Genomic DNA, 22,864 nt, shown 5'->3' on the forward strand with positions numbered 1-22,864 from the left:
CGTGCAAACCCTTTCTTTCTTCACCGGGACCACCTACGTTGCCTGACTTGATTGCCCAAGGCCCCCAAAGCGATGATCGCTGGCGGCGCGAAGTTCCCAGTTCAACCTCTGGCAATGAAATCACCTTGGGGCGTACGGGCGCCGATTGGAACGTTCCTTGGGATGCGATGGTTTCGCGCAACCACGCTCGGCTGATTCCTTTAGCCGATGATCGTCTGCAAGTTCGGCGAATGCCGACTGCTCGCAATGCCGTCTTTCATCGTGGCAAGCAGTCCACTCAGTTTGTGGTGGTGCCCGGCGATCATTTTGTAATTGGTCAGACGACGTTCACGCTTGTCAATCGACCAGGCGCATCAGAGTCGTCATCGGGGAGCGAATTTACTGAGCATGCCTACGATCATGTGGATCTTAAGAAACGACACTTTCGTGATGCTGCTTCACGGATCGAGATGCTGGGACGGTTGCCCGACTTGATCACTAGTAGCCTTAGCGATGAAGAGCTGCTCGTCCGGGTGACGGGCGTGCTTCTGCAGGCGACTCCCAATGCATCTGCGGTAGCGGTCGTTGCGGTTGCCGAGCAAAACAATCCAACGGAACAAGCCGATACCGAGTTGGAACCCGCTATTGAGATTTTGCACTACGACAGTCGCACGGTTGGACGCGATGGACCGACCGTCAGTGCAAGATTGGTTCGTAGCACGATTCGGAAACGCGAAAGCATGCTGCACCTTTGGTCGGGCAGTCGTGCAAACTCAGCGGCATTCACGGCCAGCGAGGAAGCGGACTGGGCGTTCTGTGTACCGCTTCGCAGCGATGCCTGCGCGGGATGGGCACTGTATGTGACCGGTGGGTTGATCGCCGATGCGAAGCAGGATTTGGAACGGTCGCTGCAGGCGGCACCCGAAAATTTGCAGGACGATGTAAAGTTTACCGAGTTAGTCGCGACAACGATTTCGAATTTGCGGCAAAGCCGACGGCTGCAGCGGAGGCAATCCGAGTTGCGGCACTTCTTCGCGCCGATCGTCTTGGAAGCTTTGGCGACTCAGGGAGCGGATGAAGTTCTCGCTCCGCGCGAGGCGGACCTGTCGGTGCTGTTTTGTGACCTGAGAGGTTTTTCACGGCAAAGTGAACAGGGATCATCCGACCTGCTAGGGTTGCTCGCCCGGGTGAGTGATGCGTTGGGAGTCATGACACGCCATATCTTGGACTGTCGCGGTGTGATCGGGGATTTTCACGGAGACGCAGCGATGGGTTTTTGGGGATGGCCGTTGCAGCAAGAAGACGCTGCGGTCCGTGCAGTCGACGCGGCTTCGCGAATTCGCGATGACTATCGAGCGGGCACCAAAGTCGGTGGCTTTAGGTGCGGCATTGGAATCGCGACGGGGCGTGCCGTTGCGGGACGCATCGGCACGGTTGATCAAGTCAAAGTGACTGCCTTCGGCCCCGTTGTGAACTTGGCAAGTCGGCTGGAAGCCCTAACGAAACGTTTCGGCGTCGAGGTGATTCTGGACGAGGCGACTTACTCGATCGTTTCTGCGTCGCCAAATTCATCTTTCTTTTTGCGTCGATTGGGGAAGGTCGTCCCCGCTGGTTTTTCGCAAGCAGCGAACATGTATGAGTTGATGCTGCCGGGCGGATTGACGGCGGAACAAGTCAAACAGCATCAGCAAGCACTTGAATGGTTCGAAGCGGGCCAGTGGAGTGAGGCAGAGCGTTTATTGACTCAATTGCCAAGTGCTGATCGTCCTAGCGAATTGTTGTTGGCAATGATTCGAAAATACAATGGGCAACCACCTTCGTCCTGGGACAAGGTTGTGATCGAATAGTAACCGGCAGTGTGCCCTCTAATGCATTTCTCATTGTGAACCACGAAATCACCACGACAGAACATCCCAACGTTCAGCGTCTGAGTCTGCATCCGATGATATGGGTGTTGATGGGGCTCACGGTACTGTTGGTGGTACGAAGGGCGATCGACGACCAAAGCCAACCTGAGTCGTTGAACTATTCGAGCGACAACCGATTGATGGTGATTCGCTCAACCACGGGCGTGCATCGCTTTGATGATCTTGGGATTAACGTGGAAATTCCGCCCGGCTGGGCATTCCTTTCTGTTAAAGATGACGTGGTGGCTAACCCGCTCACGTTTGCCAATAGCTCGGCTCAAGTGGTTGTTCAGGTACAACCCTGGAGCGAAGCACTTGAGAAATTTGAACCCTCATCGGCACCTCCGGATGCCGCTAAGGGTGACTCTCGTGATGGTAATTCTCGGGAACCATCGGTCGTCTGGTTAGATTTGGAATTGCAAGGACCACCGACGCGGCTTCGATCAGGCGAATTAAAACGCGACGTGCTACCCAAACGTCGCGCTCAGCAATGGCGATTCGGTCACTGGTCATGCGGATCTCGCGATCTGCTCGTGATGGTCTGGGACCTTCGACCCCAGGAAACGCCGCCCGAGACCGTGATGCAGTTGTTGTATTCGCTGACGCCAAAGTCCTAGTTGGCAAGCGTGAACGCTAGCATCACGATGTCTCTTTCCCTTTGAAAATCGGCATCAAGAAGTCTTGTCGAAGGGGACTGCACTCCTTCGGTGAGACCACTAGAATGACCGAGATGACGCAGCCTGCAAAGGTTGCGTATCCTGCCCAGACGTACTGTCTGCCTCGCAACGCAGCAAACTGTCACGCAACCTAAAGAGTGCGAAACCACCGCTATGAACTCACCCAAGAGCCCTTCCTGCTACTCAGTTCTCCGCTGTTTTACGCTATGGACGGCAGTTGTGTTTCTCGTGACGTCACGGACCACCACCGTCGTGGACGCCCAATGGCCTGCGGTCGAGGTTACGGGGCCTAGTTACGCATCAAGCGATTATGTGACGGATGGTTATGTGACGGATGGCTATGTGACCAACGCAATCGTCACGCAAAGTCAGTTGGGTAGCGTTCAGTGGGAAGGGTCACAATACAGGGACGTGCCACAGTGGGCCGAATCGGATCGTGAGCAACTGGCAGTGTATTTTGAGGAAGCAGCCGATCGCTTGGAGGACGAACGACTCCCGAGTGCTTCCGCTGGCAGACAAGCATTCCTGCGAGATTTGGCAGCCGCCGAAACGTTCCTGAAAAACAACACCTCGGTGCAGAACTACCAGCGCTGGATGCAGTACCTCGATGTGGAGCCGCTTGTTAGCGCGCTTGAAGAGCCCAAAGCCCTGACAAGCAGTCGTGGATCACGCTTGATCGGTCGTGAAGCCGTCGACCTCCGCTATCGCCTCATCGGGGTCGCACCCGGGTTAGAGCTGACGGTTTTGAAGCAATTGCGAGATTCGACCGAGTCGTTGATCGATGCGATGCGCTTTCGGGACGGCGAAGCATCCGTCAGGGCAATTTCAAAGCAGCTTGAGAGCTTTGCCGATGAAGTTCGTGAAATGGAATCGAACCCGAGTGCGGACGACGTCGCCAAGCTTGGTCAGATGATGGCTTTGTTGGGTTCCGCCAATCAGACACCCGACTTGGTCTCGGCAGTGAAGTCTCGTTTTCGTTCACCGAATATTGGCATCATCGTTTCTGAACAAGTCGTGCAGTCGGCCATCAACCGCGGAGTCAACGAGTGCCGTCCGGTGCGTGATTGCATCTTAGGAACTAGCATCGTTGGAAACGCCACGCTCGGTGGAGTGGTGACGGCGGACGTTTTACCTGCGGTTGGTTCCGCTCGTGTTCAGGTTGCACTCAACGCGACCGTGACTAGCCGGAATGTGGGATACAACGGTCCGGTCAAACTGCACACCGTAGGGACCGGTCAAGTCGCGGTGACTCGCATGCTGCACATTAGCGAGCTCGGCGTACAGGCTGAGCCAGCGATATCACAGGCATCCTTGCAAACACAGATTGTTTCGATTGATGCCAAACTTCGTTTGATTCGCCGGATCGCTAAGAAGAAGGCCGCAGAGCAGAAACCCGCCGCCGAACGCATTGCGACGGAAAAACTACGTCAGCAAGTCGGTTCCCAATTTGCCCAGCAAACCGACGAAGCTTCGTCAATTTCACCGCCAGATTTCATGGGCAAGTTGCGGCCCTACCTTGATCGACTCGATTTGCAGGAACCGACTCGGTTGATCGGGTCGACCGATCAATCCATCTATGTCGACGCAACACTTGCTCGCGACGATCAACTCAGTGCACCGGCAATGTTCTCGAGCTTGGCAACACGTCCCACCATTGGTCAGTACTACGATGTGGCTTTGCAAATTCACGAGACCGCAATCGACAACGTGATCTCTCCCGTGCTCGCGGGGAGAACGATGACCGAATCCGAGTTGAACCGATTGCTCGGTCGCCAACCCGAACCTTCTTCGGCCAACGTGATCGTTTCCGACACCGAGCAGGAAGACGAAGCGGAAAACGAAGGCAATGAGAATGACGAAGAGGATGATGATGAGCCGTTTGAAATCGACTTTGCGCGACTTCGCCCCGTAATCTTTGAAGCTCGAAACCAGCGAGTCAAACTTGGAATTCGCGGAACTCGATTCTCTTCAGGTGATCGAGAATTGAAGCAGGCAATGGAAATCACGACGACTTACATTCCAGTGCAGTTGTCGGATGGTACTTCGATGTTGCTGCGAGATGGGGAAGTCGACGTGGACTTCCCCGGCCGCCGCAAGACCCTTAGCGTGTCGCAGACGGGCGTCAAAACGACGATCCAGAAGAAGTTTGCTGATGTCTTCCCCGAAACTCTGCTGCATCGTGACCTTCAGGTTCCACCGACTGTGAAGTTACAGGCGATTGCAGGACGCAGTTTTCGGCCGAAGTCCATCGACGCTCGCGACGGTTGGTTCACCGTGACGGTGGTGCAGTGAGTCAGCGATCTTAATCGACTAGTCGTGTCAACGTCGGATCTATCATCGACGCATTGGTTGGATATGCGACGACGGCGGCTTGACTGGCATGACCGAGTCGATAGGGTCGAGCGTGAATCGGTTACCTGGCCCCTACAACCGTCATTATCGAGAAAGCTAGCCCATCAGTGCGTCTGGGGTGGCCGTATTGATTAACAAAAAGCCATCTGCCAACGGGCCAAATGCCTCACACTGGCCATCTGTGACCTAGGTTTCAGGAGTAGCACCATGCGTTGTACTCCTTGGAACTGATCATGTCTGCCCAGCCCTATGGCCCCCGCTATCTCATGCGATGGGATTTCTGCCGCAATCAAATGAGCGATCGGCAGTGGGTGCGCACCTCTCATCGGCTTTCTGAATTGCCGTCGTTCTCCGATGCGGGGCTCGCCGATTTGATCAACGGATATCCCGAAAATTCTATTAGCGTTGAATCGACGGCTCACAATCCATCGCATCCAAGCGAACGACAGCTCGGGCAACTCGGTGGGCTCAGCGGCCAACAAGTGATTGCCCTACTCCCTCGCGGTAAGTTCTCGGTTGTTCTACGGAACTTGCACCGTCATTCGGTCGCGATCGGTCACATCACCAATCGCTTGATTGGCGAAATGATGGAATGCAGCCGATTGCTACGTATTCGATCGTTTGCCGCCGACTTGCATTTGAATTCAGCGGGTAGCCAATCGTATCTACGCGGGGATGTTCGACCGAGCGTGCAGTGGGGCATTCGCGGAGAGCAAACGATATTGCGTTATCCGGATTTCCCCGCGATCACCGACCAAGCGGTTGTTGAACGAGTGGTAAACAAGGACTGGGACAAAGCCTATCGAACGCCGCTGTACCACGAACCCATGATGGAACAGCACTGCAAACGCGAACCTTTAGGGGCCGACTCGTTGGTCATCATTCCGCAGTATTCGCCGCATCGCGTGATTCAGGGCAATACTCTTGGCGCTACGTTAGTCATGCGTTTCGAAACCGACCAATCTCGCATGAACAACCAAGTTCAAATCGCCAACGACTGGCTTCGCAAACGACTCGGTCGAGAAGTCTCCGATCGTACCGATGGATGGTTGGCAGCGGCGAAGCGAGTCATTGCCAATCGGCTAATGAAGGAGTCGGGAAGTAGGCAAAACAACCCTAGGCCGGCTTCATTTCGCTTGAACGAGAACGCGGAAGGGGGAATGGAATCGTTGACCGAACCGGCGTTGAAAGTTCCTTCATCGGCTCAACCTGCCGTCGCTGTAACGATGCCGACCGAACTGAACGCCACCCCCATGCCATTGGTATTAACCGACCTGATGGAATCCAGCCCAGCGAGTGGCTTCCCAACGCATTCAACGAACCTTCCTTCGGTTTGAAGTTCGTTCATCCAGACAATTCTCACGACTAAATCACTCCCTATCAACATCTTCATCATGCACTACTCACGTTCCATGATCAGCCGCATTTGCGTTCTCGTTTTGTTCCTAGCCTGCCCTGCATCGGCAGTGTTGGCTGTATCACCATCGGCATCAACGGCGCCCATGTCCAAGATTGCGGAACCGGTTGATCCGCACCTAGTGCTTGGCAACGAAGCATGTGTGAAGTGTCACGCTCCCGAGATTCAAGTTTGGAAACAAACACCACACGCTCGGACCTTCGACGAATTGCATCGTCGTCCTGAAGCCAAGCAGATTGCCGCCAAGTTGGGGCTAAGCTCGATCAAGCATGAAGGTCGTTGCGTAGCGTGCCACTACACTCAGCAAGCCGATCCGGTCGGTAACCCTCACGTGATTGCTGGTGTGTCATGCGAGTCATGTCACGGAGCCGCGAAGTCGTGGGTCGACTTGCACCATGACTACGGTGGCGAAGGAATCACGCGATTGGCGGAAACACCCGCTCATCGTCAAGAACGAATTGCCAAGAGTGTAGCCGCAGGCATGCGAAATCCTGCGAACGTGTATGCCGTCGCACAAAGCTGCTTGCGTTGTCACACCACGGCCGATGAAGAACTTGTCAATGTTGGCGGACACTCAGCCGGCAGTTTGGATTTTGAATTTGTTTCGTGGAGCCAGGGCACCATTCGTCACAACTTCATCCAAAGCGATGGCAACGTGAATCAGCCAAGTTCGCCAGAACGACTCCGTGTGATGTTTGTTGCTGGAATGATCGCTGAATTGGAAGCCAGTTATCGGGCAACCGCAGTCGCGACCCAAAAAGCTACCTACGGTGTGACATCCGCTCGTCGGGCCGATCGCAGCGTGAAGCGTTTGCAGAGCGTGGCTGCCAAAGTCGATTCGCCAATCCTTGATCAGATCGTGAAAATCGCTGACGCGGCCACTTTAAAGTTGAACAATGAAGCGGAACTGGTCGCTGTCGCTGACCAAGTAGCCGTGTTGGGTTATCGCTTTGCTGAAATCACCGACGGACGTTCACTGTCGGTCCTGGATGGATTCATCCCAAAAACCAGTAAATAGCGTACTGGGCATCACCCAGCGACCGGCGTAGCGAACGCCAAAGCGAATGCAAAATCAATTTGTGTCGCCTGAGCCAAGCATTCATACTAGAGATTCTCGTCTAAACCGAAATTCTCTTGTTTGATCGCGGTGCCAAGTTGTTTTTCTCTCGCATCTCATTGCTTTGCCTTTTGTTCTCACTCGTGAGCGTGTTCGGTAGCGCTCAAGAGATCAAGGTGATTGGACCTGATGGAAAACCAATCGTCGTGCAGGCCACACCGGGTCGGCCAATGCCTGGTCCACCGGGGCAACCCGGTAAGCCCGGCGAACCAAGTACGGGTGAGTCGGCAGACAAAGACAAGGATTCTAAGAAAGACGGTGCCAACGAGAACGATTCGCCTGAGCCCAAAGTGATTCGCCGCGACAGCACGCTTGACGAGAAGGCGGATCCAGATGAGTTCAAAGCAAAGGTTGGCACCGATGGAAAGATTGCGTTTGAGTTTCGCAATCAACCTTGGGTCGATCTGGTGCAGTGGCTCGCAGAAATTTCTGAACTGCCTCTCGATTGGCTTGAGCTTCCCGGTGATCGCGTGAACCTAAGGTCTCCCGGCCGCTACACCGTCGAAGAAACTCGCGATCTTTTTAATCGTTACCTGCTCGCTCGGGGCTATACGCTGCTGGAGATCGATGGTGGCTTAACGGTGGCGAAGACTGCAACGATCAACCCCGCGATCGTACCACGAGTTGCACCGGACGACCTAGGGAAACTACCGTCGCATAGTTTTGTCCGGACCTCATTAGATGTGGGATGGCTGTCCGCTGAAAAACTGTCTGCCGAACTAGGGCCGATGATCAGCAGCAACGGAAAATTGACGGCGCTGACGACTACCAACCGGATCGAAGCGATGGATGCGGCTGTCAATTTGCGGCAGATTGCGAACCTGTTGGCACAAGAGCGGGATGCAACCTCGCAAGAAGCCTTGGCTCCCGAGTTTGTACTTCGTCACTTGCCTGCTGAAGATGCCAAGAGAATGCTGGAACAGTTTCTTGGTGTGGAGAAGAAAGAGGCTGCTCCGATGACGCCGCAGCAGATGCGACAGATGCAGCAAATGCAACAGCAGAATGGTGGCGCGCCGCCCGCGGAAAAGAAAACCGACGAGGTGTCAATCGTTGCCAATACGCGACAGAACTCAATCTTGATTCGTGCTCCTGCCGATCGCGTGGCGATCGCGCGTGAATTCCTAAAACGTATCGACGTGCCGGGCAGCGGAATGGCAAACTTGATGGACGTTACGGCGCGAGTTCAGGTGTTCCGACTGGCGTCGCTCGATCCTGAAAAGCTGATCGAAATTGTTTCGGAGATGAACGTCCTTGAACCCAGCACCAGAATTCGAACCGACAAAGACAACAACGCCATTATCGTTTCAGGTTCAATCGCTGATCGATACATCATCAATTCGATGATTGAAAGGCTTGATGGAAGTGGTCGCAGTTTTGAAGTGCTGCCGCTACGCCGACTCGATGCGGTCGAAGTCGCTGAATCGATTTCCTTCTTAATGGGACAGAAAGAGGAAGAAGAAAAATCAAGCGGACGCCGGTCGTACTACATGAGCTACTACAACCAAAGCGAAGAAGAAAGTAAGGAACAAGATGAGTTTCGCGTGGCAGCGAACACTCGCTTAAAGCAAATTCTGCTTTGGGCCAACGACCAAGAGATGGACCAAGTGCGGTCGTTGCTCATCAAACTCGGCGAACTTCCGCCGCCCGGTGGTAGCGGGCAAACTATCCGCGTACTCGATGCGTCGGCGACACCTGAAACGCTGGAGTACCTCCAACGCCTGCGTCGACAGTGGAATCGACTCTCGCCGAATCCGTTGGAACTCCCGGATGAAGACGAGTTTACCGAACCGAATGAACGCGTTGAGAGCGAGGAAGTGGATGACGAGGGAACCGATGGCGTTGAGGATGCGGGAGAGCTATTGGACGAAGATGATGATGCGAAACCGGTTGGCGAAGCGAATGAAGGGAACGTGGCGGGCAAGACGCAGGATCGCAATCTTACGTTTACGCAGTTTGCAAATGGTCCCAATGACAATGCTGGTGAAGACATCCAAAGCATGAGCGACTTCGAACGCAAATTCGGCAAGCAAAAGGATTCCAAGCCGAAGTCCGAGTCACCACGGTCGCCAGAACCCATTCGGATCGAACTCGATCCGCAGGGTAACTTGATCCTAAGCAGTTCCGATACCGCGGCGCTCGACCAACTTGAAAACTTGATGCTCCAGGTCAAACCACCCAAACGCCCCTACGTCGTCTTCCATATCGAACACGCGTCGGCAACCTGGATGAAAATCAATCTTGAAGATTACTTCAAAGACCTCGAGGAAGAAGAAGACTCCAACGCGGACTCATTCTTCCGTTGGTATTGGGGAGGCGACGACGAAAAAGACGAAAGCCCCAAAGGTTTAGGCAAAGGAGTGAAGCTGCGTTTCGTGGATGATCTGGATACCAATACTTTGGTGGTCAACGGAGCCAATAGCGAGCAGTTGCAAACGATCAAAGAACTGATTGAGTTGTGGGATGTTCCCGAGCCGGTAAACAAACGCAAGACTCGTTTTACTAAGTTGGTTGAGATCAAATACGGCAAAGCCGAGAAGATCGCCGAAACGGTCAAGGAAGCCTATCGAGATTTGCTTTCGAGTAATGATAAGACGTTTGTTGGCGGTGGCGGCGCCGGTGGTGGCCGTCCCGGTGGGAAGGGGAACGATGTAGCAAAGAGTCGTGGTGGAAGCGGCACTGGGCTTGAGGATTCGCAAAGCGGCAGTGAAGGCGGTGGAGCTGACTTTTCGTTCAAGGGTAAGCTTTCACTGGGCATCGATTCGGTCGGTAACACTCTTTTGGTAAGTGCTGAAGGGGAACCGTTGCTGGATCTCGTGGCGAACATGATCGGTCAATTGGACGATGCTTCACGTCCTCAAGGCGACGTGAAGATCGTAAAACTTTCAGGAGACATCAACAGCGACTCGCTAGAGAACGCTTTGAAAGCTCTGAAAGGCGGTTCGAGCGCGGGTGGCAGTGCCAGCGGTGGATCTAACAACGGCAGCGACGATGGTCGCAACCGTCGCGGTAGAGGGAACGATTGAGACGTCCTTTAGTCAGTTTTGCCACCGGACTGGCCTTCGTTGTTTATCTCGGCCAAAGCGACGTGCGATCCACGATGGGACAGGCGAGGCGTTCGTGCTAGAGTATGGCGTCGTCGTAAGTGTCGTTGTTTGTTCCATCTCGTTTGCCCCTTGAAATCTCTGCACGATGCCGCGTCCGCTTTCGAAACGCTGGGCTTCGTGGGTAGTTCGCTACTCGTGGTGGATCATTGGCGCTTGGATCATCCTGGCGATCACGTTACGGGTGGCTGCTCCGCGATGGGAAGATGTCGCATTAGACGGTGATTTCGATTATTTGCCGGTCAAGATGAGCAGCGTTGCGGGCGGCCGATTGCTCGATGAAGCGTTTCCGGGTGAACGCAGTCGCAGCCAGATCGTATTGGTGCTCTCTCGCGATCCCGGTGAAAACGAGAAGCTTCGCAAGACTGATGCGATCGTCGGGTTGGATCTACTGCGACGTCTGTATCATAAATTGGGCGAAGTAAGTTGGCAGCGCGCTATCAAGCTGGGGTACGAAGGTGGCCCGGATGACAATACGCAACCCTGGTCTCCATGGATCAAGCTAACTCGCGAGGCATTCGACACCGCGATCGAATCCGATGACGCGTTTTATGAACGGATTGCTAATAACGTTCCTGAAACGGCACCCACGCTTGAAGAACCTCGACTAGCGATTGCTTATTGGGATCGAGGCAAGCTCATTGAATCGCTTGGCGGCCAGGACGATTTGGTAGAGCGAGACTTTGAAGCGGCGTTGATTTTGAAGTCCAGGATTCCGAAATTAGCTTTGCCCATCGGCGAACGAGATTTGACATCGTGGCAGTCATTGCTGGACGTCCTATCGTGGCAAGATCCCGTGATTGGATCACGACTCAAAAAGAGCGGTGCAAGGCTGGCCGTCATGCAGTTGTCATCCGAGCTTGCAGCGACCGGCAACATCGCAACGGTCGAAGCGGTTGACCAAATGATCAAGGATGTCGTCCGTTACAGCGGTGACTTTACCGAACCAGGCTTGAAATTGGAGCTAACCGGATCAGCAGCGATTGGTGGCGAGACGTTGATCGCTGCTCGCGACGCGATTCGTTACACCGAATCGATCACGGTGGCCATGATCTTGCTAATTTTGGCCTTCGTTTATCGGGCACCGCTATTGATCTTTGTGCCGATGATCTCAATTGCGATCGCGGTGATAGTATCGACGTCTCTAATCGCACTGTTGACGGACTGGTCAGCCCGGGGAGTCGTTCCTGGCTTAGATTTGCGCGTGTTCACGACCAGTCGAATCTTTATCGTCGTGATTCTTTTCGGCGCCGGAACCGACTTCTGTTTGTTTTTGATTTCCCGGCTGCGTGAAGAGGTATCGAACCAGCAGCTAAAACGAGATTGGTCGCTGGCTTGTGAAGATGGGCTCTCGGGTGTGATGAGTGCCTTGATCGGCAGTGCGATGACAACCGTTGTCGGATTAGGAATGTTGTGGATCGCCAGCTTCGGTAAGTTTCATTACACCGGTCCGGTAATCGCGTTGTGTTTGTTGGTCGGTCTTTGCGTTTGCATTAGTCTGACACCGGCCCTTTTGCGGGTGATTGGTCCCGCTTCGTTTTGGCCGTCCACGATTGTTTTGAAGTCAGATACCGTGACGGTTTCTATCGGCGATACAAGCGGTGACGCGGGTTCCAGTAGCTTGTGGAGTATGATCGCGCTGCAGATCACTCGGCGTCCATTCCTAGGATTGTTTTTAGGCCTTGGAATCCTTGCATTCCCAGCAGTTTACGGTTTCCGCCAGGAATCCGCCGTAACTTATGACCTGAGCAGCCAGTTAAGTCACGCAGCCAAGAGTCGATCGGGTTTGCGATCCCTGTCCAGCCATTTTGCAATTGGCGAGATCAATCCGGTGACATTGTTGCTGGTGCACGACCATGACGTGGCTCGTGAGGACTTTGATAAGCAAATCAAACGATTGACCAAACAAATCTACGCACAGGAAGGCGTGCTAACGGTTCGCAATGCGGACGATCCATTGGGTGATTTTTCGCCCGATCGCGAGATGGGTTTGCTAAGCGGGGATGCGTGGAAGCGGCGAGCGCTACGCAATCACCGGGCCGCACAGCGTCACTTCTTTTCCTCGATCGACAAGTACGAGAATCGACTCGCTCGAATCGATATTGTGATGGACGGCGATCCATTCTCCCTTGAAACATCTCGACGCGTGAGCAACCTAGGGAAGTTCTTGTCGGCTCAGGCGAGTGACCCGAACGCCGATTTTTCAAAAGCAACTGTGCTGTTGACCGGGACGACTCCCTCGATCATCGACTTGCGCACCGTAACGCTCAAGGACAACCGTCGGATCAAAGTCGCGGTGGTGATCGCAGTATTCATCGTGTTGCTGTTGGTGATTCGGCGCTGGTTGCTTTGCACCTATCTCATCGTGACTGTGCTGATTAGTTACTACGCCACGCTGGGTTTGACCGTGCTATTCTTTCGTTACGCATACGGAGGTGACTTCGTTGGTCTTGACTGGAAGTTGCCGTTGTTCCTGTTCGTCATCTTGGTGGCGATTGGTCAGGACTACAACGTTTACCTTGTCACCCGGATTGTTGAAGAAGAACGGCGGTTGGGCTGGATCGCCGCGTTGCGCCGTGCCGTTTCAAGAACGGGAGGAATCATCACCGCTTGCGGTTTGGTAATGGCAGCGACTTTCTTCAGCATGACCTCATCGGCGTGGCTGCCGGCGGTCGCACATCTGTTCGGCTTTGAGGCGTCGGGAGGCGGAATCGCTTTGCGAGGCATCGTCGAACTTGGTTTTGCCTTAGGGCTGGGCGTGCTGATCGATACGTTCTACGTCCGAACGATTCTAGTGCCAAGCTTTGTTGCAGCAATTGGGACGTTCCGCCATCGTCAATCCAAAGCAGCGAGATTGTCCGATGAATCAAGTGGTGACTAGTCAATGAGGTTAGAACATCACTAGTTCTAGTCACCGACGCCCAAGTCGTCATCAAGAGCATTCAGGATAAGGTCTAGCTCGGCTTCCTCGTGAGTTTCGAACTTGTTTCGAAAGTCAGCGAATCGGTTGAGCAGCTTCGTAATTTTTTCTTTTTGGTCGGACGAAACTTCCGACGATGCTTCGGCGATGGCGCGGCAGGTTTCAAAGAGAACGGTGTGCTCACTTCGAAGCACTTCCGCTTGCACGCTAAGTTGCGGTTCTGTCTCGATGGCTTCGTCGAAGTAGCCGTAAGCTTCTTCTAACGAAAAATGAAACGCGAGTTGGTCTCGCAGTTCGCCGAGTAAGCCTATCAGCTCCATCCAGTGGTTCGACGCGGTCTCGGGGTGCGAAACCATAGGAGAGATTCGGTCCATCAATAATTTCAGCTCGCGGTTATCATCCTTGATGTCCTTCATGAACGCCGCGTTGACGGACAGGCTTCGTGACGCGATAGCTTTTTTATCTTCAGCAACGGACATCAGGTTCTCCTTAGTGATAGGCCTCTCCCCATTGTATTCGTTGCCAGAGTGTCGGGTGGTGACTTTCGGCGCATGCTTCGTCGGTTTTTTTAGCCACCTGCGGTTTAATCCAGCTAGGCACGTTCAATGGTGATGGGAATCACCGCTGAAATATCTGGTACCACGCCATCACGAATCGCTGAACGCACCAACATCACCCGGTCGACTCCCATCGCGACTCCCGCCGATGGCGGGAGACCGTCGCGCATCGCTTGCAAAAGATTTTTAGGAAGCGGAAGGGACGAACGGCCGTCCGCAATACGTTGCTGATTTACTTTCTCGCAGCGCTCGAGGAGTATGCTGTCGTCGAGCAACTCGTCATATCCATTGGCAATTTCAATGCCACGGCAAAACAGTTCGAACCTTGCGGCGCATTGTGGGTCGTCATCGGATGGCTTTGCCAGTGCCGCTTGGGTAAGTGGGTAGTTCTTTAACACCACCGGACGCTGTTTGCCCAAGTGAGGCTGGACCCTTTCCGAAAGCAACACATCCAGCAGTGCATCACGGTCTTGACCAAGTTTTGCCACAAGTGAGCTGTCAATTCGGTCGACAAGCGATTGAAGTTGTTCGATGGGGCAATCGAGCGGGTCGAGCGACAAGTGCAATTGAAACGCTTCACGATAGTTCAGAACGTCGCACTCTTTGGCGTCAAAGATTTCCTTGGCAAGTTCTCTGAGCGTATCAACGCCGCCGGCCAAATTTGCACCCACTTCGTACCATTCCAACATGGTGAATTCCACGTTGTGTTGGCCACCGGCTTCTCCGCCACGAAACACCGGACCGAGCGAGTAAATCGAACCTGACCCTCTCCCCAGCATCCGTTTCATTGCTAGTTCAGGTGACGTTTGCAGATAGTACTGCTGAACACGACGACTCGATGCCGTTGCGATCTGATTTGCGGGAATAGTGATCGGGTCGATGAACGGATCTGCGATGCATTCGCTCATCAAACAAGGGGGTTGGACTTCAATGAATCCGCGATGATCCAGGAAGTGACGCAAAATTCGCAGCAATTCGGCCCGCGGTCGCAAATGCGACATGTCAGGGTAGTTGTTGTTTTCGGCTGTGTTTTTGGAAGTCATGGCCTAATCCAGAGAGGCTTGGCAGTTGTCATTTCTTTGCGGTTCGCTCATTATCACAAGATGCCTGATTCTTCACCGAACCGCTATGCGCGTCAGATCCGATTTTCACCCATCGGTGAATCTGGTCAAAAAAAACTTGCTGAATCTTCCGTTGCCGTGGTCGGTTGTGGAGCCTTGGGGACCGTTGCCGCCGAGATTTTGGCACGCGCCGGAGTGGGCCATTTGCGGCTAATTGATCGGGACGTGGTGGAGTGGACAAATTTGCAACGGCAATCGTTGTTCGTCGAGCACGACGCGAATGTTGGAAATGCAAAAGCTGATGCCGCAGCCCAACAACTCGGGCGGATCAATAGCACGATTGACGTAAGGCCGATCGTGTCGGATGTTCACGCCGCGAATATTCGCACGCACCTTGCAGGCGTTGATTTGGTGATTGATGCGACGGATAACTTTCACGTTCGGTTCCTGATCAATGACTGGTCTCTTGATTGTCAAATCCCGTGGGTCCATGGTGGCTGCGTCGGTGCGAGCGGCCAAGTCCGCCTGTTTGATGGCTCTGGTTCACCGTGTTTTCGTTGCCTTGTTCCGATGCCTCCGCCACCTGAGGCGATTCAAACTTGTGACACCTCAGGCGTCGTCGGCTCCGCGACCCATTTGATCGCAAGTTTGCAAGCGACTGAAGCTATCAAGTGGCTCAGTGGCAACCGAGACAGTATTCGCACCAACGTCATTTCCATTGACCTTTGGAACAATCGCATTCGAGAAATTGAAATCGCTCCGTCGCTATCGAAGGTTTGTCGCGCTTGCGGCCAGGGCAAACGAGAGTTTCTTGACGGGACGCTTGGTTCGATGGATGGCGGTGCAACCGTACTATGCGGACGCAACGCCGTGCAGCTTGATGCCACTTCTGATACACCCCCCTCTCTCTCTAAAACAGCGGATCGTTGGCGAGAATTTGCATCGGTCCAGGTAACTCCCTTCTTTATCCGAGTAGACTTACGGGACCAGCATGATGTTTCAGCCGCAGGCAAGGTGCTAACGCTCTTTCGAGACGGCCGTATCGTTGTTGATGGAACGGAAGATCCCTCGATTGCCAGAATGCTTCGGGATCGTTTCGTAGGCGGCTGATGTCGTACTTCTTTGCAGTCCTATCTGAAGTCTTAAACATTCCCGCCTGCAGTTCCCAACATTCCCATCTCACGCTCCCAACGTCCTCGTCCCAACGTCCTCTTTTCTATCCTCCTCTCATCAATTAGCTATGAAGTTCAAACGAGCAGCCCTCAGCGCCGTCACCGGTTTTGTTTTCTTTCTGCCAAACCAGCACGCCGTTGGCGAAGTTCCTGAGGCGACAGGCGGGAAATCACGCCCCGCCATCAACAGCAATGCGGTCAAAAGTCGATTTGATTTTGTTGAAATCTTCGACAGTGAATTCGATGAACCAAATGTGCTGGATCCCAAACAGGGGTTATGGCGACGAGAGGACATGGGCAGAAGCAACAACGCAGGCCAACACCGGCATGGCGAAGGACGGCGTCACGCGGCCTGGTACGACGGCTACCAAGACAAGACTGCCGCGATCTCGGACGGCGTTTTAGTGCAGCGAGGATTCGTCGCTGATAGTGATATCGAGGGCTTTGAAAGTCGGGACGCTGGTGATCAACCTCGCAACTTTGAATACACCGATCCCGATCCGCGCGATGCCCCGAAAGGTGCCGTCAACTTTGCTGATTTTGAATTACACACGTCGTGGATCGACACATTTGCTTTGAAGCATTCCGAGGGGAAACAGGTTGCGGTAGAGCGAACCGACGAGTTATTGCCCAAGGATAAGTATTGGGGACAGCCAGGTAAGACGGATACGCAATCACCCAACATCACATTTTCGCCGGGAACCTATTTTGAAATTGAGGTGAACTTCGAGGGCATGGAAGCGCTCTCGCATCGACATTCGTTCTGGTTGATGCCGGCCGGTGAGCAGCAGTTTGCCTACGATGACAACCCGGCTAACGGTTTGGAGATTGACATCTACGAACACGAAATGGTGGTCGAGAAAGATCAAGCACCCACTAGTGGACGTAACCCCAACGAGATCTTGTTGATGAAGTGCATCGGTGGGCGAACCAAGCCTCAAAGCACTCAAAACGAGCTGCGTGATGATAAGAATACCGCAATTCACGTACCCGACATTAACGTCGGATGGCACAAGGTTGGATTGCTTTGGACCAAGGACACGCTCATTTGGTTCGTCGATGGCGAAGCCGTGGTCCGTGACCGCCAGCTCGTGCCCCAGGTTGAGATGTTTATCGTTCTCAGTCGCGAGGCCAACACGGGAGCCAATCACAGCAGTGCACCCCACGAACTGAACGTCGATGGTGAACGCGTGCCCCACGATGCGGGCTTGTTTGGACGCAACGTCGCTACTCCGGCCAACCGTGAATTGATCAAGCAAGGACGTGACGAAGTGAAGGTGCGTTACGTTCGTGCTTGGCGGATTGACGAAGTTGCCAAGAAATAGAAGCAGCCATCAACAAAGTTGCGTTGAAGTTGGCTGCGCTAGAGTTGGTTGCGCTAGAGTTGGCTGCATCAGGGCGGCTGCGTTGAAATGCAACGGTAAGCCGTCGTCTGAACGACATTTCGTTCGTCGTTCAGACGCTCGGGTGTAACCGCCTGCCTGTCACAGCGATAGGTTACTCGCTCGCCGGAATGGCTTCGGCGGCATCTTCCAGCGTGACTGGTTCTGAATCTTCGGTCTCTTCCGCTTGTTGAGATTCCTCAGTCGTGTCAGCGTCCGCATCCTCAGGTTCCGCGTTTGCGGATTCTTCAGGACTGCTTGATTGGGAGCTCGCCATTTCAGCGTCAGATTCTTCCGAGGCGGGTTCCTCTTCGGGATCAGACACTGAATCTTTCTCAGGTTCACCCGGCGAAGCCTTTTCGTCGGATTCGTTATCCTGTGAGTTCGCTTCTTCTAGCTCTCGCTCAAGCTGCTTTTCTTCTTCCTGAAGTTCCTGCTTGCGTTCTTTCATCTTCGCGATCGCCTTCTCGCGAACTTCGATGTAGGTAAGTGAATCGACGCGACCGTCTCGTCCCATCAATTCAACAAATTCACGCAATGGGAAGTCCTCGGGGATTTCCTCGGAATCGATCGCGATCATGTAACGTCGGATTGATTCGAAAAGATCTTCCGCCGTGTCGTCGATCGTTAGGATCGGATAGTCGTCGAAGATCTCTTCCCAAATCGCGAATGCCTCTTCGTACAGTTCGATCGCTTTGTCTAGTTCGGCTTCTTGGTTGGCTTGCTCAGCTTCGTAGGTCAATCGTCGTGCGCGGACCGTTCGTTCTTCTTGCTCAGCCGCTGCAAGGGCCTTCCAGTACGCATAGTTAATTTGTTCTCGGTACCCTTTCGTTTTGCGGTAACGAGCATCGAGGTTTGACAGTTCTTCAGCCAACTGAACGGCTCGCAACCGAACGTCGGGGTCTGAATTCTTCGCTATGTCGGTCAAGTTCAAGCCAAAGAAAATGTCGACCGTGTCAGCGATTTTCTGTTCTTCTTCAGTGCGTTCAGAGCGTCGCTTCAATAGCATCTCTTGAACCTCTTTGGTGTGCACTTGAATGTAGGGTTTGAGGCCCTCTTCATACGCATCGCCGACAAGGTCACGGAATTTGTCTAAGGTTTCATCGCGGCGATTAGCAATGTCTTCCAAGCGATCGAGCTTAATCGTGAATGCCGCGGTGGTGGGGATACTGCGGTTTCCGAACTTCGACCAGTCCTCGGCTGCCATTAGCCAAGCATTCTGAGCTCGGTCGTCCAAGATGCCTTCAAGCTCGATTGCTTCGGCATGCTTGAATCGCCACTTCGGTCCCGTTTCGTAGAAGTTAAGTGGTGTTTGGCGGTTGATGCTGACGCCTGAATCGACCAAGTCATAGCCGTAGTTCAGCCACAGGCGACCAACCAACCAATTATCCGGTGTTCCCAATGGTCCGCGAGCTTCGGGGCTGTCGACGGCGATGTTTTCATTCATCAATGATTCATGAAGCACCTCGTCTTCCGAGAACAGACGACGGAATTGTCGTTTCTCGTCCGCCATCCCCATCTTGGCTCCATAGAACCAACCGGTGTACCAAATCAATCGGGGAGCTTCGCGGTTCTGACGCACACCCCGTGTCAGGAACTCGGTGCCTTCTCGGACCATCTCGTAGCGTTGGCGATAGTCATCGAATTCGATCGACACGTTGTAGGCAAGGTTGTGAGCTTGGTGTTCCCAAACCTTTTCAAAGTGTGGTTGCAGCAAAGCGATGTTGTTAAGCGTCGCCTTCAAGCGATCCCATTCGTGCAACACGCGATATTCGTGCGCGCGATTCCACAGCAAGGTTGCGGCAACACCTCGAAGTCCAAGCGTTGCCAGTTTCATGGTCTCGCTAGCTGGGCTGATTTCGCCCAGGTCGCTTTCGGCCATGTTGTACTTATGGCGAAGCTGGGAAAGTTGTCCGCCATCGTTCGCACCTCCGCTCGACGGTTGGCCGAGCTTGTACAGCGGCAACAGCATGGCCAGCAGGACCACGATGTAAATGATTTTGCGACGAAAAGTTGTCGACCGATTCATGCCGCCATCTCACGGGTTTTCAGGAAGAAGTAACTAACCATAAAAGCCAGCAAACAGTAGCCGAACGTGGCTGCACCATGTCGAAGAAGCAAAGCTCCGAAAATGTCGAAGCCGCTGGCTGCGTACTCCGCGGTGCCGAGCATCTTGGGCAAGTTGGGCAACGCGGTTGCGATTGCATCCAAGGTGTAAACGATGCCTGCGTCGAGTCCTTTGACAACGGTGGAGGCCGTATTGTCCAGGTCCAACTCGGTCGTCATCGCGTCCTGCTTCAGCAGTCGGATAAGCGATTCGATAGGCCCACCCCCGCGTGAAATGTTCGAGTCGATGTAGTGGCGAGTGTCATAAACCTGCTCGGCCATCAAACCCAACAGCACGCAGACCGCCGTTGCAACCATCGCGACTGGGCCACTAAGGAACGTACTGAACATCACACCGAATGCGATGACCATCGTCATTTGAAGCCAAATCGATATGTAAGCCTTGGTCAGGTTCCAGCCGAACGAGTTTTCAGCGGGACGCAAATACACACCACTGCGAGTCATCCCCAAGTACTGGGCCTCGTCGATACAGCGAAGCACGATTGTGATTCGCCCTTCTTCATCAACGAGATCCTCAAACACATTGAGCACACGAGTTTCGTTTCCATCGGTGCCTTCTAAGGTCAACGGCAGAGTCTTTTCATCGACGGCGTATTCATTGACAACGAAAGCGATAGGGTTTGTTTCAATCGCCTTGGTTGGATGCTTCATGGTGATCGAACCACGAATACCCGTTTCAATGTCCCCTTTGTAGGAACGGTAAGCTCGAATCGAGAGATCGACGGGGATGCCATCACGATAGCGGTTCGGCGTGATTCCACTGAACGTGTAGTGAACCGAACCGAGGGTTCCGCCTTCGACGTAACCGTGTTGAATCTTTCTCGCACCCTTGCTAACGCCAACCAGACGGGAGATGCCCGCACTGCCATATCCACCGGCAAGTTGCTCGGCACCCACATCGATGCCAGCTTCGCGTTCTTCGCCTTCGCGTCCATAGAAAGTGATGTCGCCGTAGACGGGCACGCGAGCACGAAGTGCGCCCACGGGGGCTCCGATCACGAATTCACCATCATCGGTGCGAGTGACAACGTGACGATGCCCGCGAACGTTATTGGTCAAACCGCGTCCATCGGATTCAGGTTCGATGGTAAACGTGTGCTTGTGATTATTGATGTAGTCCGTTTCGCCTACGAACGTGCCGTTATCGAGTTCACGAACCTCAGTCACTTCCGAATGAGTGTGGCGAAGTCCGCGGGTCACGAACAGATAGCTCGAAAGTCCCATCGGAATCAAAATCAACGTGCCGACACCCACAAAACCAAGCATGCGTCCGAGCACAATTTCGGTCGAACGAACCGGCTTGGTAACGATCGAATAAATCGTCTTGCTCTTGATTTCCGCAGGCAGCGAAAATGCACTGATAAACAGCGCCAGTGCCAACACAAGGTAGTTCGTTGCCGTCAGCACGAAGCTAATGTAAAGCCGAGCGGGATCATCGCTATCAGGGTTCAGGTACCAGCCGGCCATCAAAAGGACGACCAGGAACAGGCCCACAACGAACAACACTTTGCGTCGAATGGCTTCTTTGAAGGCCAAACGGGCTAAGGCCATGATGCGGCGAACGGATGTGCCGGGCAGGTCATAAACCACCAAGTCACGTACCACGCGAGCGACCGCATAGAATCCTTCAACGGGTCCGTAGCGGACGGCTGAAATGATGTAGCCAATGATCAAGCCAAGCACGATGGCCAAGATGATCAAGACCACGCCCTGTAGCGCGGCACTCTCAAGGAACGCGCCCGGACGGATTAGCCACTCATAAAACGACCAGAAATCGTCAGGTTGCAGGGTCATTGCTTGCCCTCACCACCTTGGTCGTTACCCGATGTTTCGTCCGTCGCCGACGAAGAAACCCGACGAGCACCTGGGCGGGCTTCGCTTTCACGCACAATGTTCAAGAACAAGTCTTCCATCGTTGCCGTTGGGTTGTCCATCGACTCGAGCTTGCCGCCGTGGCGTTGAATCACGTCAGCGATCTCTTGCTTGGCAGCATCAGAGAGTCCCGTGGCGTGGACCTCGGTCACGTCTTGAACCTTCAGCAAGTCCGAAACCTTGCCAAGTTCTTTCAGTTCGCCTTGATGCAGAATCGCCACTCGGTCGCAAACGTCTTGCACGTCGGCCAGTTGGTGGCTGCACAACAGGATCGTTTTGCCTTGGTCACGAAGAGCCAGAATCAAATCTTTCATCTCGCGAGTACCGATGGGGTCCAACCCGGTCGTCGGTTCGTCAAGAAGAATCAAATCAGGGTCGTTGATCAGGGCCTGGGCCAAGCCGACACGACGGGTCATCCCTTTGCTGTATTCGCGAAGCTGGCGATGCTTGGCACCCGTGAGCCCGACTAACCGAATCAGTTCATCAACGCGTCTCTTGCGATCGGCCGACGACATATCGAACAGCCGGCCGTAAAAGTCGAGCGTTTCCTCGGCGGTTAAGAACTTGTAGAGGTACGATTCCTCGGGCAGATAGCCAATTCGCTCGTTCTTGCTTGTTTCGCTGGCATCCTTGTCGAACACCAACACTCTCCCGCTGGTGGGGAACAAGAGTCCCAGGATCAACTTAATCGTGGTCGACTTTCCACTACCGTTAGGCCCCAGCAGACCAAAGATTTCGCCCTGTTTGACCTCAATGTCGAGCGATTTGAGCGCGTTGACCTTCTTGCGACCCCAAAAGTCGCGGTAGATCTTGCTCAAGTTGCGTGTTTCAATAATCACGCCTGAACCAGCATCCGCGGCACGGTCGGAGGCGGGTTTCTCAGGCGTGGCGACAGCCGTTGCTTCGGTATCCACAGGCAAGAAGTTCCGTGAAGAGAAAGATGAATAGGAATGTTGAGGCAATTCTTCGATGCAGACGATACGGCCCGTCTGGGCGGACGGTTCGTTCACTCATTAGAATTCGCCTCGAGCGTCCGATTGGCAGTTCCGAATCACGATGGAGCCGCCTGGGCTACAGTACGATGGATCTGCCGAGGATTCTCCGGTCTGGCTGTTGATTGACAAGTCTCGCAAGGTCGATTTGGCGTCACTTCGTCCATGAAATTGCGATTTATCACCACCTTTTTAGTTTCGACGACGTTTGACTCAGCCTCCCCTCCCCTC

General features: G+C 53.8%; 14 protein-coding genes. 9 read left to right on the forward strand and 5 right to left on the reverse strand.

Going from position 1 to position 22,864, the window contains the following annotated elements; translation table 11 throughout:
* The first annotated feature begins 38 nt into the window (after positions 1 to 38).
* The 7 genes from Pla22_RS06580 to Pla22_RS06610 all read left to right on the forward strand — a co-directional run bounded on the left by Pla22_RS06580 (position 39) and on the right by Pla22_RS06610 (position 13,431).
* Positions 39 to 1,826 carry an adenylate/guanylate cyclase domain-containing protein gene (locus Pla22_RS06580; protein WP_146513906.1) on the forward strand — a complete coding sequence of 596 codons (1,788 nt, stop codon included), beginning with the start codon at positions 39 to 41 and terminating at the stop codon, positions 1,824 to 1,826.
* A 35-nt stretch (positions 1,827 to 1,861) separates the two neighbouring features.
* The gene (locus Pla22_RS06585; protein WP_146513907.1) at positions 1,862 to 2,503 is read left to right on the forward strand and encodes a hypothetical protein; all 642 of its coding nucleotides are present in this window, start codon (positions 1,862 to 1,864) and stop codon (positions 2,501 to 2,503) included.
* Positions 2,504 to 2,791: 288 nt separating this feature from the next.
* Complete coding sequence (locus Pla22_RS06590; RefSeq protein ID WP_146513908.1) at positions 2,792 to 4,855, forward strand: hypothetical protein; 2,064 nt, start codon at positions 2,792 to 2,794, stop codon at positions 4,853 to 4,855.
* Between the two features lie 293 nt (positions 4,856 to 5,148).
* Complete coding sequence (locus Pla22_RS06595; RefSeq protein ID WP_146513909.1) at positions 5,149 to 6,252, forward strand: hypothetical protein; 1,104 nt, start codon at positions 5,149 to 5,151, stop codon at positions 6,250 to 6,252.
* 57 nt (positions 6,253 to 6,309) lie between these two features.
* A complete protein-coding gene (locus tag Pla22_RS06600; protein ID WP_146513910.1) occupies positions 6,310 to 7,350 on the forward strand; it encodes a cytochrome c family protein in 1,041 nt (346 codons plus the stop codon).
* A gap of 116 nt (positions 7,351 to 7,466) precedes the next feature.
* The gene (locus Pla22_RS06605; RefSeq protein ID WP_242631838.1) at positions 7,467 to 10,472 is read left to right on the forward strand and encodes a secretin N-terminal domain-containing protein; all 3,006 of its coding nucleotides are present in this window, start codon (positions 7,467 to 7,469) and stop codon (positions 10,470 to 10,472) included.
* Positions 10,473 to 10,638: 166 nt separating this feature from the next.
* A complete protein-coding gene (locus Pla22_RS06610) occupies positions 10,639 to 13,431 on the forward strand; it encodes an MMPL family transporter (RefSeq protein ID WP_146513911.1) in 2,793 nt (930 codons plus the stop codon).
* Positions 13,432 to 13,457: 26 nt separating this feature from the next.
* Here Pla22_RS06610 and Pla22_RS06615 read toward each other — a convergent pair whose 3' ends face one another.
* Both Pla22_RS06615 and epmA read right to left on the reverse strand, forming a co-directional pair.
* Positions 13,458 to 13,949, reverse strand: coding sequence for a hemerythrin domain-containing protein (locus Pla22_RS06615; protein ID WP_146513912.1), 492 nt, complete (start codon positions 13,947 to 13,949; stop codon positions 13,458 to 13,460).
* A 113-nt stretch (positions 13,950 to 14,062) separates the two neighbouring features.
* The gene (gene epmA, locus Pla22_RS06620; RefSeq protein WP_146513913.1) at positions 14,063 to 15,070 is read right to left on the reverse strand and encodes an EF-P lysine aminoacylase EpmA; all 1,008 of its coding nucleotides are present in this window, start codon (positions 15,068 to 15,070) and stop codon (positions 14,063 to 14,065) included.
* Positions 15,071 to 15,130: 60 nt separating this feature from the next.
* On the opposite strand from epmA, the gene Pla22_RS06625 reads away from it, so the two are divergent.
* Together Pla22_RS06625 and Pla22_RS06630 are read left to right on the forward strand one after the other, a co-directional pair.
* The gene (locus Pla22_RS06625) at positions 15,131 to 16,198 is read left to right on the forward strand and encodes a ThiF family adenylyltransferase (RefSeq protein ID WP_146513914.1); all 1,068 of its coding nucleotides are present in this window, start codon (positions 15,131 to 15,133) and stop codon (positions 16,196 to 16,198) included.
* 130 nt (positions 16,199 to 16,328) lie between these two features.
* Positions 16,329 to 17,585, forward strand: coding sequence for a LamG domain-containing protein (locus Pla22_RS06630; RefSeq protein ID WP_242631839.1), 1,257 nt, complete (start codon positions 16,329 to 16,331; stop codon positions 17,583 to 17,585).
* A gap of 172 nt (positions 17,586 to 17,757) precedes the next feature.
* On the opposite strand, the gene Pla22_RS06635 is transcribed toward Pla22_RS06630, so the two are convergent.
* Genes Pla22_RS06635 through Pla22_RS06645 form a run of 3 tightly spaced genes read right to left on the reverse strand, consistent with a single transcriptional unit; the run spans position 17,758 to position 22,555 of the window.
* Complete coding sequence (locus tag Pla22_RS06635; protein ID WP_242631840.1) at positions 17,758 to 19,671, reverse strand: IRE (iron responsive element); 1,914 nt, start codon at positions 19,669 to 19,671, stop codon at positions 17,758 to 17,760.
* Positions 19,668 to 21,563: an ABC transporter permease gene (locus tag Pla22_RS06640; RefSeq protein ID WP_146513915.1), complete on the reverse strand. Its 1,896-nt coding sequence runs from the start codon at positions 21,561 to 21,563 to the stop codon at positions 19,668 to 19,670. The genes Pla22_RS06635 and Pla22_RS06640 overlap by 4 nt, the downstream gene beginning before the upstream one ends.
* Entirely contained in the window at positions 21,560 to 22,555 is a 996-nt protein-coding gene (locus tag Pla22_RS06645; RefSeq protein WP_146515274.1) for an ABC transporter ATP-binding protein, read from the reverse strand. The genes Pla22_RS06640 and Pla22_RS06645 overlap by 4 nt, the downstream gene beginning before the upstream one ends.
* Positions 22,556 to 22,864 lie beyond the last annotated feature (309 nt).

The organism is Rubripirellula amarantea (assembly GCF_007859865.1).
Classification (GTDB): Bacteria; Planctomycetota; Planctomycetia; order Pirellulales; family Pirellulaceae; genus Rubripirellula; species Rubripirellula amarantea.

Bases quoted from the DNA above. Each gene is read 5' to 3' on its own strand.
- Pla22_RS06615 (WP_146513912.1), bottom strand. From the start codon at position 13,949: ATGTCCGTTGCTGAAGATAAAAAAGCTATCGCGTCACGAAGCCTGTCC.
- Pla22_RS06595 (WP_146513909.1), top strand. From the start codon at position 5,149: ATGTCTGCCCAGCCCTATGGCCCCCGCTATCTCATGCGATGGGATTTC.
- epmA (WP_146513913.1), bottom strand. From the start codon at position 15,070: ATGACTTCCAAAAACACAGCCGAAAACAACAACTACCCTGACATGTCG.
- Pla22_RS06610 (WP_146513911.1), top strand. From the start codon at position 10,639: ATGCCGCGTCCGCTTTCGAAACGCTGGGCTTCGTGGGTAGTTCGCTAC.
- Pla22_RS06635 (WP_242631840.1), bottom strand. From the start codon at position 19,671: ATGAATCGGTCGACAACTTTTCGTCGCAAAATCATTTACATCGTGGTC.
- Pla22_RS06625 (WP_146513914.1), top strand. From the start codon at position 15,131: ATGCCTGATTCTTCACCGAACCGCTATGCGCGTCAGATCCGATTTTCA.
- Pla22_RS06600 (WP_146513910.1), top strand. From the start codon at position 6,310: ATGCACTACTCACGTTCCATGATCAGCCGCATTTGCGTTCTCGTTTTG.
- Pla22_RS06640 (WP_146513915.1), bottom strand. From the start codon at position 21,563: ATGACCCTGCAACCTGACGATTTCTGGTCGTTTTATGAGTGGCTAATC.
- Pla22_RS06630 (WP_242631839.1), top strand. From the start codon at position 16,329: ATGAAGTTCAAACGAGCAGCCCTCAGCGCCGTCACCGGTTTTGTTTTC.